Source organism: Erythrobacter sp. THAF29, from assembly GCF_009363635.1.
GTDB lineage: Bacteria > Pseudomonadota > Alphaproteobacteria > Sphingomonadales > Sphingomonadaceae > Erythrobacter.
In genome coordinates this window covers 1,427,597-1,441,574 of the sequence record NZ_CP045392.1, presented here as the reverse complement: position 1 = coordinate 1,441,574, position 13,978 = coordinate 1,427,597, and the positions used below count along the sequence as shown (strand labels likewise).

The window sequence follows — 13,978 nt, the reverse complement described above, 5'->3', positions numbered from 1 at the left end:
TGCACTGGCTGGATGAATGCGCAGGAGTATCCCGCTCAAACGTTTACTTTTCGTTCTCGTTTGCGCATTCACTCGAATGTGAGTCCCCCTGTCCCACCCTCACCCACGCCGCTGCCGCTCCCAGCGCTTCATGCAAGCCACGGTGGTAACTGGCTGCGTCCTCCCAATGGCGACACCGGCGCGGTGTCGAAGGGCGATGCGATCATGGCGGCGTCCGATACGCCGGTTCTGCTGCTCAATGCGCCATTGGTCGCGAGCAGGCTGGGCTATCCGGACCTGTCGGGCCTCGATCTGCTTGAGCTGTTCGCCTTCGTGCACCCGGCGCGCTTCTGCGTCCCGACGCCGCGCGGGCTTGCACAGGCGCTGGAGATCGAGGAGCCCGACGGGGATGAGAATGTCCCGGCATTTTTGCAACGCGCCGCCGGAGCGCTCGTAGCGGCATGCGAGGATCCCGAATGGTTCGAGCGCCAGGGCGCGTGGAGCGCCCTCCAGTCGCTCGAACGGTTGCGCTGGCCTTGGGCGCAGGTCTTGAGGCCTCACATTACCCGCCCCGAAAAGGCCGAGAAATGGCTCTTTGCCACGCTTCCAGAATGGGAGGAGCAAGGAGAACGCGGTCCGCCCCGTCAGGTCGAACTTCCGCCCGAAGACGTGCTCGCCCAGCTCGATCACCTGACCGGAGAGGGTTCGGAGAAGCGCGAGGGCCAGCGAGCCTATGCAACACACGCCGCTCGTATCTTCGCCCCGCGCGACAAGCGTGAGTTGCCGCACATCGCGCTCGCGCAGGCGGGCACGGGAATAGGCAAGACGCTGGGCTATCTCGCCCCTGCCTCGCTGTGGGCAAATGCTTCCGGCGGCACGGTATGGGTCTCGACCTTCACCAAGAATCTGCAGCGCCAGCTCCGGTCAGAGAGCCGCCGCGCATGGCCGCCCAGGCGCCCCGACAATACGCCGCCGGTCGTCGTGAGGAAAGGGCGGGAAAACTATCTGTGTCTGCTCAACCTCGAAGACGCTCTGCAAGGCGGCTTTGCAGGCCGCCCGGCGATCCTTGCGCAGCTGGTCGCGCGTTGGGCCGCCTTTACCCGTGACGGAGACATGATCGGCGGGGACCTGCCCGGCTGGCTTGGCACTCTGTTCCGCAAGCGCGGTATCGCAGCGCTCACCGACCAGCGCGGCGAGTGCATCTATGCCGGGTGCCCGCACTACCGGAAGTGCTTCATCGAACGCGCCGGACGAGACAGCGCGCAGGCTGATCTCGTGATCGCCAACCATGCGCTCGTGATGGTCAACGCTGCGCGCGGGCGCGACCATGCCCAGCGTCCCACCCGCCTGATCTTCGACGAGGGCCACCATGTCTTCGAAGCGGCGGATTCAACTTTCGCGGCAACGCTTTCAGGGCAGGAAGCGATCGAGCTGCGCCGTTGGATCATGGGCCCCGAGCGCAAGAACCGCGGGCGCCGGCGCGGCCTATCCGCGCGGCTCGCGGATGTCGCGAGCTATGACGACGAGGGCGGCGAAGCGATTGAGGATGCGTGCGAGGCCGGGCAAGCGCTTCCGGGCGAAGGCTGGCTCCAGCGGCTGGTCGAGAATGAACCGTCCGGTCCGGTGGAGAGGTTGCTCGCCACCGTGCGCTCGGCCACTTATGCCCGCGACGAAAGCGGCGGGCAGGAAGCAGGCTACGGGATCGAGACCGAAGCGTCGGGCCTGCCCGGAGACGTAATTGAAGCGGCAGGGGCCGCTGCCGAGGCGCTGGCCGCGATCCGCACCCCGCTGATCAAGCTCGGCAGCAGGCTCGAGGCGATCATGGCGGACCCGCCCGACTGGCTCGACGGACAGGGCCGCAACCGGATCGAGGGTGCGCGCCATTCGCTGCAATGGCGGGTCGATCTCATCGCTGCGTGGGAATCGCTGCTTGCGAGGCTTGGCGGACCGGCGGATCCCGAGTTCGTCGACTGGCTCGCGGTCGACCGCTCGGACGCGCGCGAATTCGACGTTGCGATTCACCGCCGCTGGCTCGACCCGATGAAGCCCTTTGCCAAGGTCGTTCTCGAACCTGCCCACGGCGTGATGCTGACCAGCGCCACATTGACCGACCGCATCGGTGCACAACCCGGCGATCCCTGGGAAAGCGCCATCGCTCGCTCGGGCGCGGCGCATATCGAAAGCCAGCCGCTGCTTACCGCCGCAGAAAGCCCTTTCGACTACGCAAGCCGCGCCGAGGTGCTGATCGTCACCGATGTTAAGAAGGGCGACCTTCCCGGCCTTGCGGGCGCCTATGCGCGGCTGATCGAGGCGAGCCAGGGCGGCGTGCTGGGCCTTTTCACGGCAATCCGCCGCCTTCGCGCAGTCCATGGCCGCATTGCCGACAGGCTCGCGCGCTCGGGCCTCCCGCTCTACGCCCAGCACGTCGATCCGATCGACACCGGCACGCTTGTCGATATTTTCCGCGACGATCCGCATGCGAGCCTTCTCGGCACTGACGCCCTGCGAGACGGGGTAGACGTACCCGGTCGTTCGCTGCGCTGCGTCGTGCTCGAGGCCGTGCCTTGGCCGCGCCCCGACATCCTCCACAAGGCGCGCCGCGCCGCATCGCAAAGCGGGAGCCAGTATGACGACCGCATCATCCGTGCACGCCTCGCGCAGGCCTTTGGACGGCTGATCCGCAACAAGGACGATCACGGGCACTTCGTCGTCCTATCCGCGGCTTTTCCCAGCCGGCTCCTCTCCGCCTTCCCCGAAGGCATTGCCGTCCAACGGCTGACGCTCGACGAAGCGCTTGAGCGGGTGAAGAACGGTCTCATCGGCGAAGCGCCAAGCGAACCCGCCGAACCGGCTGGAAACGTGGGCAATCATTCGCCAGATTACCCGGCATGATCGAACAGGTGGACTTTCTCGCCCGGATGATCGCGATCGGCGCGGCGATGATGCTGCTCGCACAGCTGGTCTCTGGCGACGTGCGAAAGGCAATCAAGCTGCCTGCGATCGGCATGATCATTGGCGTTATTGCCTATTTGCTCAATTCCAGCCCGCTTATGGGACCGGAAAACGCGCTTGATCCGCTGGTCGACCTCGTTTCGATCTTCGCACCGCTATGGATCTGGCTGTTCGCCCGCCGCCTGTTCGAGCGCGAACCAAATCGGCGCGTTGTACTGATCGCGGCGGCATCGCTCACGGTTTCCTGGTTTTTCGCCAATTTCGTCGCGCCCGCGCGCGTTGTGGCGTTCTACTTCACCCACATCGTTGCGCTCGCGTTGATCGTTGATCTTGTGCGAGTGGGCCTCACCGACCGCGATGACGATCTCGTCGAGCAGCGCCGGATTATCCGATTGTGGCTGCCTCTGCTGGTGGCGGCTCAGGCAGGCGGCATTCTTGTCTTCGAAATGATCTTCGGCGCCACCAACGAATATCCTCTCGCCCAGCTTATCAACACCGTCATGATCCTCTTGATCACGTTGTTTGCAGGCCTCGCCTTGCTCAGGACCGATCCCGAATTGCTGGTCGAATTCGAGAAGGACGCCCCTGACGAAGAGAGAGCGCCGCTCGACCTGTCCCCCAGCGAATCCGTGCTTCACGAGAAACTGATGGCTGCCATGGCAGACGGCACATATCGCGAAACCGGCCTTACCATCGCGGCGCTCGCCGAAAAGCTCGACACGCCCGAACATCGGCTTCGCGCGCTCATCAACCAGCGGCTCGGCCATCGCAATTTCTCCGCCTTCCTCAACCGCTATCGCATTGCCGAGGCGCGGGAGAAACTGGCGAGCCGCGAGGATGTGGACCTGCCGGTCCTCACAATCGCGATGGATCTGGGCTACAATTCGCTCCCGACCTTCAACCGGGCTTTTCGAGCCGAAACCGGCACGACGCCGAGCGAATTCAGGCGTTTGTCATTCAATGGCGAGGGCGCGCCAGAAGCCGAACAAAACTGAAAAAGGCTGTTCATTTCCGAAATCGATGCGCTTTCTGCACCGGTGAAGAGAGACTTGAGCCAAGACACGCCATTACCTGTTTCATCGCAATCGATGGAGCCTGAACCATGACCGCCCCTGCCGACCAATCCACGTTCGAATACGCGCTCGCCAAGGTCGCCGAGCATTTCATGGACGTGATGTATTTCGACCTGAGCCGCTACCTGATCGCGGCGGGCCTGTTGACCGCCTTTCTGCTGGTCGTGCGCAAATGGGCGGGGAACAGGCGGATCCAGAAACGCAGCGCCGGACGACAAGATTACGTGCGCGAGATTGCATCGTCGCTAAGGACTGTCTTCGTCTTCGGCGTCACCACGCTGACCACGCTGGTCGGCACCGAAGTGGGCATCATCAAGCTCAATATCGAGAATGCCGCGCTTATTACGATTATCTGGCAATTCGCGCTGATCGTGGTCCTGCACGATGCCTATTTCTACTGGATCCATCGCGCGATGCATTCGAAGCGGCTGTTCCGCGCGACGCATCTCCACCACCACAAATCGCGCACGCCGACGCCATGGGCCGCCTACAGCTTCTCCTCATGGGAAGCGATGCTGGAGGCCGCTTTCATGCCGCTTTTCCTGCTCGCCACGAGCTTGCTGGGCATCGCCTATGCCGGCTTCGCGGTGTTCCTGTTCCTCTGGCACATGATCATCCGCAACGTCATGGCGCATGCCGGGCACGAGCTCTTCCCCGCCGGATGGGTCGACAATCCCCTCACCGATTGGATCAGCACCACCACCCACCACGATCTCCATCACAGCGAAGGACACAATTACGGGTTCTACTTCACCTGGTGGGACCGCTGGATGGGCACCGAGCATCCCGAATACAAAGCGCGTTTTCGCGAAGTGGCCAAACCGCTTGTGATCTCGCACACACTTGCCGGACGAACATCGATCGTTGCGATGGCTCTCGTGACCTCGATCGCGGTGCTCGCCGGACCTTTCGCCGGCGTCGAAGCCGGTATGATCTGAGCCCGAGCAAGGAGGGCAGCGCGCAGGTCTTTGCCGTCTTCGTGCTCTCTCCCGCAGACAGTTCTTTACACGGCGGCCCCTATCGTGCTGATGGGGTCGCCGTGGCGCATTAGCGCCCGGGATCGGACCCACGATAAGGAGTTGGCTGCGGGTGACGAAAATCCTCGGATTGTTGCGCCACGCCAAGTCCGACTGGGACGATATCGGCCAGCGCGACTTCGATCGCGGCCTGAACGATCGCGGTCGCCAGGGTGCAGCGCTGATCGGCGACCATATCCGCTCCCACGGGATCAAGTGGGACATGCTGATCGCAAGCCCTGCCGTGCGCGTCACCGCAACGCTCGACGAAGCCTTGCCCGAGCTGGAAGCGCACTTTGACAAGCGGCTCTATCTCGCAAGCTCCGACACCATCCTCGAAGCGGTGCAGGACCACGCCGAGAAAGCTGGCGACAATCCTGACGCCATCCTCGTCTCGGGCCACAATCCGGGTCTGCAAGAGGTGCTGCTCGACCTCGTCTCGCCTGCGCGCGAAAACGACCTCTTCCGCGAGGCTTCGGTGAAGTTTCCGACCGCGACCTTTGCAGTGCTCGAATGCCGGATCGACGATTGGGCGAAGCTCAAGAACCATTGCGCGGAGCTGGTACATTTCGCCCGCCCGCGCGACCTCGATCCCGAGCTCGGCCCGGAGCACTAATCGGCGAGCAATTGCCGCGGTCCCGGCCCCTTTGCAGCGAGATGGTCGCCTTCATTGTAGATCGCGCATTTCTTGAGGCTGAGGCACCCGCAGCCAATGCATCCATCGAGCCGGTCGCGGGTGCGTTCGAGATCGGCGATCTGTCTGTCGAGCACACGCCGGATGGAGGTGCTGATCGACTTCCAGTCCTTCGCGGTCGGCGTGCGCCCGTGCGGGAGCTTTGCGAACTCGTCCTCTATTTCTCCGAGCGTCAGCCCAAGCTGCTGCGCGATGCGGATAAAGCTTACCCGGCGGATGTCTGATCGGAGAAACCGCCGTTGGTTTCCGCCGGTGCGGATAGGCTCGACCAACCCCTTGTCCTCGTAGAACCGGATCGCAGAGACGCTGAGCCCGGTGCGGCGCGCCATCTCGCCGATGGGAATGAGGTCGGATTTGTGCAGCGGGCGGCCCATCGAAAACTCCATTCAAGAAACAGCTTGATCTCAAGTTAGGTTGAGGTTGCATCTTCCACAAGAGCGCTGATTCGCGCACCAGACTTTGAAGGAGAATGCCATGCCGTCCGGGACACTCGAACATGCCAACCTGTCCGTGACGCAGCCCGAGCGCAGCGCGGAACTGTTCAAACAGCTATGCGGCTGGGTCGAGCGCTGGCGCGGCGAATCGCAGATGGGCGGAAGCACCATCCATGTCGGCGAGCCGGACAATGGCGCTGGCTACCTTGCCCTCTATACTGGCGAGCACGTGGTCGGAGACTACAGCAAGGGCCAGCCGCTCAACCATGTCGGGCTGGCGGTCGACGATCTCGAAACTGCGGAAAAGGTCGTGAAGGCGGCGGGCCTAAAGACCTTCGGGCACGACGATTACGAACCGGGCGAGCGCTTCTACTTCTTCGACTGGGACGGGATCGAATTCGAGATCGTCAGCTATTCGGGAGCCACCACATGAACGAGATCGTCCCCCGCGAACCGCTGTTCAGCCGAGAAGACAAGGAACAGGATCAGAGCAAGCTTTTCTGGCTCGCCGCGCCGCGCGTCCAAGGCTGGTCGGTGCGTTCGATTCTGACGTCGCCCGCCCACGGCTTGCAGAGGCTTTTCGCGTCCTCGGGCGATCCTGACACCCATTCCTCATAGTCATCGGATCGCAGCAGCACAGGCATTCTCGTGTGGACGCCCTCGGCAGCTGATCCAGCGCTGTCGGTCATCACCATCGAGTAAGCGAGCCCGAATTCGTCGCTGTCGCGCCATACGCCCGCACACGCGAACAGGTCGCTATCGGGAAGCGAAAGCCAGGTGCGGGTCTTGGCACCCTTCGGCCCCTCGGCCTCGGCCCATGCTGAGACGGGTATCAGGCACCGGCGCTCCTCGAATGAATAGCGCCAGAAGAAGCTGTCGAGCTTGTCGGTGCGAGCGTTATTGACCGGCTTGGGCTTGAGCGGCTGGCCGCTCTTGCCCTTCATCACGAGGGGGAATCCCCAAGTCATCTGCTTCAGCTCTCCGCCGGCGACAACGAGACCGGGGTAGCCGGGATAGACTTCCTCGCCGAAATTCGCGCCGCCCAAGGCTTCGATCGCGTCGAACCACTTAGCGACCTCGTCCTTGTTCTTGGTCATGCGATACAGGTTGCACATCAGGCGTTCCCCACGACAAAGCACGCCGCCGCCATCAGCGCGCCCGCCCAGCGGTTCGAGCGAAACCGTTCGAGAGGGTTTTCGGGATCGGCAGGGTCTAGCGTTGCAACCTGCCAGACGAGGTGCAGCGCGACCGGCATGAGGGCGAACAGCGCGATGAAATCGGGCCGGTAAAGCCAGATCCCGAGGCCCCACAGTCCAATGGTCGCAGCGTAAAATACGCCCACACCCGCATGCACCCGCTTGCCCATGCGCAGCGCCGAGGACTTGATTCCGACCAGTGCATCGTCCTCGCGGTCCTGCAATGCGTAGATCGTATCGTAGCCGATTACCCAGCAGATGCAGCCCGCGTAGATCGCGGCAATCGCGTCCCAATTGTCGAACCGCAGCTGTGTCCACCCGACCAGTAGCCCCCAATTGAAGACCATGCCGAGCCACGCCTGCGGCCACCACGTGACGCGCTTCATGAAGGGATAGGCGGCGACGAGCGCGAGGCTCGCGAGCGCGACAAGCTGCGCCTCCAGCCTGAGTTGCAGCAGCACGACCAATCCGACGAGACACAGCGCTATGAGCCAGCCCCATGCGAGTTTCTTGCTGATCCGACCGCTCGCCACCGGTCGAACTGCGGTGCGCGCCACCTTCTTGTCGAGGTCGGCATCGACGATGTCGTTGTAGACGCACCCCGCCCCGCGCATGGCGATGGCACCGAGCAATAGCCAACCCAGCAGCGGCAATTGCCAGCCCGCGCCGGTCAGCCACACGCCGAACACGCACGGCCAGAACAGCAGCCACCAGCCGATCGGCCGGTCGAACCGAGCGAGCTGCGCAAGGTCGCGCGGCAGCTGCGGCAGTCGAGCGACCAGCCCGCGATGCTCGCTGTCGGGGACGACCGTTTCGCTCACACCGCCTCCTCGCGCGTCGCTGCGCGCCAGCCGATCACACACGCGATGAACATCGTCAGATTCCCAGCGAAGTCGATCATGCCATAAGGCGTCAGGACCGGCACTTCGTAGTGGAAGTAGTAGTTGAAGGCGAAGAACGGAATCAGCACCACGGCGAAGACAGCAAAAGCACGCGCTTTCCACTCCACCACCAGCGCCATGATACCGAACATCACCGCCTGTGCGCCGAAACATGCCATGATGAATCGCGTCGTATAGGTGTTTTCCCGATAGGCTTCGGTGAAGCCCAGATCGATCACATGGCCGGGAAAGAACAGCGCCCAGCCGCCGAGGCCAAGAAACACGACAGCGATGTAATACTGGCATATCCGCGCGCTCATGGCTTGCTCCCTAGCCTCCACCACGCCTAGTGGGAAGCCATGCCCGCCACTCCAGCATGGCCGCCGCGAAGCGCCCCGCGCCTGTTCGTCGATGACGAATTGGGCGAAGGCCGTACCTTCGCGCTTGAAGGCCAGCACGCTCATTACCTCGGCAAAGTGATGCGGGTTCGCGAAGGCGACACGGTGATCCTGTGCGACAACGTGTCGGGCGAGTGGGCCGCACGGGTCGGGCAGGTCGAAAAACGCCGCGTTGACGTGACGGTCCTCGAGCGCCTGCGCGAGCGTGAAGAAGTGCCCGACCTGTGGCTTTGCCCAGCCCTGCTCAAGAAGGATCGCTTCGACCTCTTGCTCGAGAAAGCGACCGAGCTCGGCGCGGCGCGAATTCAGCCGGTCGTCACCCGTCGCTGCGTCGCGGACAAGCTCAACATGGTGCGCGCGAAGACGATCACGGTCGAAGCGGCAGAGCAGTGCGCCCGCACCGCCTTGCCCGAGATTACCGAACCTGTGAAGCTAAGCGCCTTGCTCGAAAGCTGGCCTTCCGAACGCCGGTTGTTCTTTGCGGACGAGGAAGGCGGGATGCCAGCAGCCGGGGCGTTTCGGTACAATTCGGGTCCCGTCGGAATCCTGATCGGGCCCGAAGGCGGGTTTGACAGCGCCGAACGCGAGGCTGTTCGCAACCACCCTTCGAGCACAGCCATCACGCTCGGCCCCCGCATCCTGCGCGGCGAAACTGCTGCAATTTCGGCGCTTTCGGTATGGATGGCGACGGCAGGCGATTGGCAGGGTGAAGGCTGACTTCATTGCACAAAATGCATTTTGCGCTTCCCTCCCCCAAATCGGTTGCGTAGGGCCACCGATATGAGCACGCGCGAAGCCTCAGCCGCCGATGAGCCGGTGATCGAAAGCCGCGAGCAATTGCTCGCGCCGATGATTTCCGGCGAAAAGCCGAAATCCGACTGGCGGATCGGCACCGAGCACGAAAAGTTCGTTTATCGCCGGTCGGACAGGCATGCCCCCTCCTACGATGAGGAAGGCGGTATCCGCGACATCCTGATGAGCCTCACCCAGTTCGGCTGGGAACCGGTCGAGGAAAACGGGAACGTCATCGCGATGAAGGGCGATGACGGTACGGTCAGCCTGGAACCGGCAGGGCAGCTCGAACTCTCCGGCGCACCGCTCGAATCCCTGCACGAAACCTGCAACGAAACGGGACGACATCTGGCGCAGGTGAAGCAGATCGGGGATCGTTTCGATATCGGCTTTCTCGGCCTCGGCATGTGGCCCGACAAGACGCGCGAAGAGTTGCCCGTGATGCCAAAGGGCCGCTACGAGATCATGATGCGGCACATGCCGCGCGTCGGCAATCTCGGGCTCGACATGATGCTCAGGACCTGCACCATCCAGGTCAATCTCGACTATTCATCCGAAGCGGACATGGTGAAGAAGTTCCGCGTCGGCCTCGCATTGCAACCGCTAGCAACCGCGCTCTTCGCCAATTCGCCGTTTACCGAAGGCAAGCCCAATGGCTACCTCTCCTATCGCTCCCACATCTGGTCGGACACCGATCCGCACCGCACCGGAATGCTGCCCTTCGTGTTCGAGGACGCCTTCGGATACGATCGCTGGGCCGAATACATGCTCGATGTGCCGATGTATTTCGTCTTTCGCGACGGCAATTACATCGACGCCGCAGGGCTATCGTTCCGCGACTTCCTGGATGGCAAGCTGGAGGCACTCCCCGGCGAACGTCCGACAGCGAGCGACTGGTGGGATCACCTGTCGACCGCCTTCCCCGAAGTGCGCCTTAAGAGCTTTCTGGAAATGCGCGGTGCCGATGGCGGTCCGTGGAGCCGCATCTGCGCGCTTCCCGCGTTTTGGGTCGGCCTGCTCTACGATCAGGGTGCGCTCGACGCTGCATGGGATCTCGTGAAGGATTGGTCGATGGAAGAACGCGAGCGGCTGCGCAACGAGGTTCCCAAGCTCGCGCTCGATACCAAACTTCCAGGTGGCGGGACGATGCAGGATCTTGGGCGCGAGGCGCTCAAGATCGCGCATCAAGGCCTCGCCTCGCGCGGCAAACTGAATCCGAGCGGCGACAACGAGACGGGCTACCTCGAGACGCTCGACGAAATCGTGAGCACAGGGAAGGTGCCTGCGCAGCGCCTTCTCGACATGTATCACGGCGAGTGGGGCGGCGACGTTAGCCGGGTCTATAAGTACAGCTTCTGACGGGAGAGCGGCGATGGTGATTGTTCTGGCAACGGCCAAGCTGGGCGAAGACGCGCTCGAGGCGGGCCGCGAGGCACTCACCGCGATGATCGAAGCCTCTCGCGCCGAGAAAGGTTGCGTCGAATATGCCTATGCGCTGGATATCCTCGACCCCACGCTGCTTCGCATCACGGAGAAGTGGGTCGACGATGCGGCGCTGGCCGCACATTTCCAGACCCCGCACATGGCCGCGTTTCAGAAGGCGCTCGCCGGGCTCGACGTGTCTATCCAGCAGGTCCTGAAGTTCGAGGCGGACGAAGGCTCGCCGCTAATGTGAACCCTATTCGGCGGGCTGGATCGCACCCTCGCCGTCGACTCCGCCCCGGCCGAACAACCGACGTTTCACTCGCGCGAGCGGCGCCGTGATGAGGCCGTATTCCTCCATCCAGTCGTAATATTCGCGATATTTCGGATCCTCGGCAAGGAGATGCGCTTCTTCGGTACGAGCGCGCCAGTAATAGATCGCGTTGACGACCAACAGGAAGAAGGTGTTGCGGATCATGTCTGCACTCGATCCGCTGGTGACGAGGAACGGCATGACCGAGAACCACCAATAGAGGTTCTTCGATAGATAGGCCGGGTGCCGCGTGAAGCGATAGGGCCCGTTGGTCAGCACCCCGCGATAGGTGAGGTTCGAGAAGCGGATGCCGAAGGCGACCGTTGCCCATGCATAGATTGCCGTGAGGAAGACGAGCCATGCAGCCCACGCCCAGAGCAGTGGTTCATTGCCGGCGAGCCAGTACCCCCAGCCCTCGACATTGCTTTCGTAGCTCAGCACCTGGTTATTCGAGCCGATCAGCCCCCACACAAAAGGCGGGTAGCACAGCAGCGCGGCGAGCCATCCGGCGACGAAGGGGTTGCCGGATCGGATATGCGCATCGAGCGGGCGCAGGGTGAAGAGATAGCCCACCGTTCCGATCTGCACGTCGATCACGAAAAGCAACGTAATGCAAAGCATGCCGAGCGCGACAGGATTGCTAGCGATTGTCGCAAGATCGGCCTCGACCACATAGGCAAAGCCGGGCGGCAGGATGGAAATCATGAAAGCGCCGAAGAACCCCTTGATAATCCAGGCGCGCCAGTGCTTTTTCACCTGTTCGACTTCCCAGCCATTCTGACCCAAGAGCAGCGCGCCGAAATGCCATGCGGCGTCGCGCGGCTCGACCATATGGCGATCGAGCCAGGCGACGTAGGGAATGCTGAGCACCACCAGCGGGAATACCGCAGCCGTAAGCACTTCCATCGCGAAGAGATACTGCCCATCCCAATACCAGCGGCACAGGCCGTAGAGTGCCGCGAGGATAGCGAAGGTCGCCCACAGCCCGACCAGCTTTACGAAGGTTATCGGGTTCGCTTTGGAAGGCGGGCGCTTCAGGCTCCAGTCGATCCCGGTCGAAGGACGCAGGTGCACGCGATCGACCAGAACCGACCACACCGCCATCGGACTTGCCGTAAACAGCATCGCGGCAACGGCTGCGTAAGGTCCGGAAAGCACGCCGCGCTCCGGCGAAAGCGCGCCCGTCAGCCCCGCCCATTCGGCGAAAACCGGGTAATTGCGGCAAAACAGGATCCACCCGAACAAGCCGAGCAGTCCGGCAAGGCCCACGCCTGCCGACACATCACTTTTGGGCAAAGCAGGTTTCGCTGCCACCGGGATGGTATGTGCATCTGCGCTCATCGCGGCTGACGCCCTAGCGCAAAAGGGTTAACAGCCCTTGCGCATATCCGAGCGCGTCCGCCTGCGGGACAGCGGCCCACAAGAGGTTAATTTCGGTGCTTGAATGCCGCTCTCCGGCTCAACGCCAGGCGTGAATCGTTCCGCTGTCGTCGAGCACGTAGAGCATGTTTCCGGCAACGACCGGCGGCAGGCTTACCGGCTGGTCGATATCCGCAAACATCTGCGCCGAACCTTCGCCCGCGCTGACCCGCCAGATTTCACCGCGCGAACTTGCGACCCACAGGTGACCGCCCGCGAGCACGGGGCCGGTCCAGAAGATCGGGCCTTTCTTGTCCTCTACGTCGCGGAAGCCCTGCAGCTGAGTGATCCACCGCACCCGTCCGCTCGAACGCGCGATGGCGAGAAGGCGCGCATCGTTGGTCAGCGTGAAAATCCACTCGCCGGCAATTGCCGGGGTAGAGATTCCTGCGAGGTTCAATTCCCAGATGCGCTGGCCGGTCACGAGCTCGTAGGCTGCCATGCGGCCACCCTGTCCGAGCGCGTAGACGCGGCCTGAATCGATGATCGGATCGGCATCGATATCGGTCAGCGAACCGACCTGGGTCGAGATATTGGTCCGCGCAAGCGCGTCTGCCCACAGGGTCCGGCCATTCTCGTAGCGATAGGCGCTGAGTTCGCCGGAGGAATAACCCGCGATCACCGTGCCCTGACCCGCGGCCGGAGCGGCAACGCCGAATACGCCCGATTGCGCGCTCGAGCCGGATTCATCCCAGACCAGCGAGCCATCCTGTGAGCTCAACGAGATGATCTGGTTGTCTTGGGTCATCACGAAAATCTGGCCGAAAGCGATGGTCGGGGCTCCGCGCAGCGGGCCTGCGGGCTTCACCTTCCAGATTTCTTCGCCCGTCGCAGCGTCGAGCGCCTTCACCTCGCCCGCTCCATTCGTCGCGTAGAGGCGGCCATTGTCATAACTCACCCCACCGCCAAATGCGCTGGGGCGCATGTCGTCTTCCATTTCGGGCGAGACGATCCAGATGCGTGAGCCCGTATCCTTGTCAAAGGCGGAAATGCTGCCGTCCGAGCCGACCGCGTAAAGCCGACCGCCTCCTACTACTGGGGCGGCCGCGAGCCGTTCGCGGTTGCTGGCACCCGCGACCCGCGCGGTCCACACCTTGGACGGGTTTTCTGCAAGCGCGAGGTGGCCGTAGGACTTGCTCGCCGAACCACCGACCTGCGCCCATTCGGCGTTCTCCACCGCAGGGGGTAGAACGACGCTGATCCCCGCGAGCGCCGGATCGACCTGTGCACCGCTTTCGATGCGGCTGAGGATCGGCATACGCTCGCCGACCGTCGGCGTGGTACGCTTGCCATCGCCAGCACAGCCGGTGGCGAGCATCGCAAACGCGCCTGCAACCAGTGCAGCTTTCACTCGGGTAAAGCTATTCATCATTCGTCCGTCCAAATTCACGTGTCCCTCGCTCCCAGGC

The 13,978-nt window shown here is 62.9% G+C and carries 14 protein-coding genes; 8 read left to right on the top strand and 6 right to left on the bottom strand.

The window, feature by feature from the left end:
* Positions 1-78 precede the first annotated feature (78 nt).
* The 4 genes from FIU90_RS07030 (at position 79) to FIU90_RS07015 (ending at position 5,636) form a co-directional block, all read left to right on the top strand.
* The gene (locus FIU90_RS07030) at positions 79-2,871 is read left to right on the top strand and encodes an ATP-dependent DNA helicase (RefSeq protein WP_370515183.1); all 2,793 of its coding nucleotides are present in this window, start codon (positions 79-81) and stop codon (positions 2,869-2,871) included.
* A complete protein-coding gene (locus tag FIU90_RS07025; RefSeq protein ID WP_152434137.1) occupies positions 2,868-3,926 on the top strand; it encodes an AraC family transcriptional regulator in 1,059 nt (352 codons plus the stop codon). Before FIU90_RS07030 ends, FIU90_RS07025 begins: the two co-directional genes overlap by 4 nt.
* A 107-nt stretch (positions 3,927-4,033) precedes the next feature.
* Positions 4,034-4,942: a sterol desaturase family protein gene (locus FIU90_RS07020; protein WP_152434136.1), complete on the top strand. Its 909-nt coding sequence runs from the start codon at positions 4,034-4,036 to the stop codon at positions 4,940-4,942.
* 151 nt (positions 4,943-5,093) lie between these two features.
* Complete coding sequence (locus FIU90_RS07015; RefSeq protein ID WP_152434135.1) at positions 5,094-5,636, top strand: histidine phosphatase family protein; 543 nt, start codon at positions 5,094-5,096, stop codon at positions 5,634-5,636.
* On the opposite strand, the gene soxR is transcribed toward FIU90_RS07015, so the two are convergent.
* Positions 5,633-6,088: a redox-sensitive transcriptional activator SoxR gene (gene soxR, locus FIU90_RS07010; RefSeq protein ID WP_234029664.1), complete on the bottom strand. Its 456-nt coding sequence runs from the start codon at positions 6,086-6,088 to the stop codon at positions 5,633-5,635. The two genes, FIU90_RS07015 and soxR, sit on opposite strands and share 4 nt — an antisense overlap.
* Positions 6,089-6,188: 100 nt before the next feature.
* Between soxR and FIU90_RS07005 the strand changes: the two genes are divergently transcribed.
* Positions 6,189-6,581, top strand: coding sequence for a VOC family protein (locus FIU90_RS07005; RefSeq protein WP_152434134.1), 393 nt, complete (start codon positions 6,189-6,191; stop codon positions 6,579-6,581).
* Positions 6,582-6,633: 52 nt separating this feature from the next.
* On the opposite strand, the gene FIU90_RS07000 is transcribed toward FIU90_RS07005, so the two are convergent.
* From FIU90_RS07000 to FIU90_RS06990, 3 genes are read right to left on the bottom strand one after another with little or no spacing between them, the layout of a single operon-like run.
* The gene (locus FIU90_RS07000; protein ID WP_152434133.1) at positions 6,634-7,263 is read right to left on the bottom strand and encodes an SOS response-associated peptidase; all 630 of its coding nucleotides are present in this window, start codon (positions 7,261-7,263) and stop codon (positions 6,634-6,636) included.
* Positions 7,263-8,165 carry a 4-hydroxybenzoate octaprenyltransferase gene (gene ubiA, locus FIU90_RS06995; protein WP_152434132.1) on the bottom strand — a complete coding sequence of 301 codons (903 nt, stop codon included), beginning with the start codon at positions 8,163-8,165 and terminating at the stop codon, positions 7,263-7,265. The genes FIU90_RS07000 and ubiA overlap by 1 nt, the downstream gene beginning before the upstream one ends.
* Positions 8,162-8,545 (bottom strand): hypothetical protein, encoded by a 384-nt coding sequence (locus FIU90_RS06990; RefSeq protein ID WP_152434131.1) that lies wholly within the window; start codon positions 8,543-8,545, stop codon positions 8,162-8,164. Before FIU90_RS06990 ends, ubiA begins: the two co-directional genes overlap by 4 nt.
* A gap of 39 nt (positions 8,546-8,584) precedes the next feature.
* On the opposite strand from FIU90_RS06990, the gene FIU90_RS06985 reads away from it, so the two are divergent.
* The 3 genes from FIU90_RS06985 to FIU90_RS06975 all read left to right on the top strand — a co-directional run bounded on the left by FIU90_RS06985 (position 8,585) and on the right by FIU90_RS06975 (position 11,090).
* Positions 8,585-9,340, top strand: coding sequence for a 16S rRNA (uracil(1498)-N(3))-methyltransferase (locus FIU90_RS06985; RefSeq protein WP_152434130.1), 756 nt, complete (start codon positions 8,585-8,587; stop codon positions 9,338-9,340).
* A 63-nt stretch (positions 9,341-9,403) separates the two neighbouring features.
* A complete protein-coding gene (locus tag FIU90_RS06980) occupies positions 9,404-10,774 on the top strand; it encodes a glutamate--cysteine ligase (protein WP_152434129.1) in 1,371 nt (456 codons plus the stop codon).
* Positions 10,775-10,787: 13 nt separating this feature from the next.
* Positions 10,788-11,090, top strand: a complete 303-nt coding sequence (locus FIU90_RS06975) for a putative quinol monooxygenase (protein ID WP_152434128.1) — start codon at positions 10,788-10,790, stop codon at positions 11,088-11,090.
* A gap of 3 nt (positions 11,091-11,093) precedes the next feature.
* Here FIU90_RS06975 and FIU90_RS06970 read toward each other — a convergent pair whose 3' ends face one another.
* Together FIU90_RS06970 and FIU90_RS06965 are read right to left on the bottom strand one after the other, a co-directional pair.
* Entirely contained in the window at positions 11,094-12,491 is a 1,398-nt protein-coding gene (locus tag FIU90_RS06970) for an isoprenylcysteine carboxylmethyltransferase family protein (protein ID WP_152434127.1), read from the bottom strand.
* Positions 12,492-12,609: 118 nt separating this feature from the next.
* On the bottom strand, positions 12,610-13,941 hold the full coding sequence (locus tag FIU90_RS06965; protein WP_370515182.1) for a PQQ-binding-like beta-propeller repeat protein: 1,332 nt from the start codon (positions 13,939-13,941) through the stop codon (positions 12,610-12,612).
* Positions 13,942-13,978: the final 37 nt, after the last annotated feature.

Excerpts from the sequence above, each read along its gene's own strand:
- FIU90_RS07025 (WP_152434137.1), top strand. The coding sequence starts at position 2,868 with ATGATCGAACAGGTGGACTTTCTCGCCCGGATGATCGCGATCGGCGCG.
- FIU90_RS06985 (WP_152434130.1), top strand. The coding sequence starts at position 8,585 with ATGCCCGCCACTCCAGCATGGCCGCCGCGAAGCGCCCCGCGCCTGTTC.
- FIU90_RS06970 (WP_152434127.1), bottom strand. The coding sequence starts at position 12,491 with ATGAGCGCAGATGCACATACCATCCCGGTGGCAGCGAAACCTGCTTTG.
- FIU90_RS06965 (WP_370515182.1), bottom strand. The coding sequence starts at position 13,941 with ATGATGAATAGCTTTACCCGAGTGAAAGCTGCACTGGTTGCAGGCGCG.
- FIU90_RS06990 (WP_152434131.1), bottom strand. The coding sequence starts at position 8,545 with ATGAGCGCGCGGATATGCCAGTATTACATCGCTGTCGTGTTTCTTGGC.
- FIU90_RS06980 (WP_152434129.1), top strand. The coding sequence starts at position 9,404 with ATGAGCACGCGCGAAGCCTCAGCCGCCGATGAGCCGGTGATCGAAAGC.
- soxR (WP_234029664.1), bottom strand. The coding sequence starts at position 6,088 with ATGGGCCGCCCGCTGCACAAATCCGACCTCATTCCCATCGGCGAGATG.
- FIU90_RS07005 (WP_152434134.1), top strand. The coding sequence starts at position 6,189 with ATGCCGTCCGGGACACTCGAACATGCCAACCTGTCCGTGACGCAGCCC.
- FIU90_RS06975 (WP_152434128.1), top strand. The coding sequence starts at position 10,788 with ATGGTGATTGTTCTGGCAACGGCCAAGCTGGGCGAAGACGCGCTCGAG.
- FIU90_RS07020 (WP_152434136.1), top strand. The coding sequence starts at position 4,034 with ATGACCGCCCCTGCCGACCAATCCACGTTCGAATACGCGCTCGCCAAG.
- FIU90_RS07000 (WP_152434133.1), bottom strand. The coding sequence starts at position 7,263 with ATGTGCAACCTGTATCGCATGACCAAGAACAAGGACGAGGTCGCTAAG.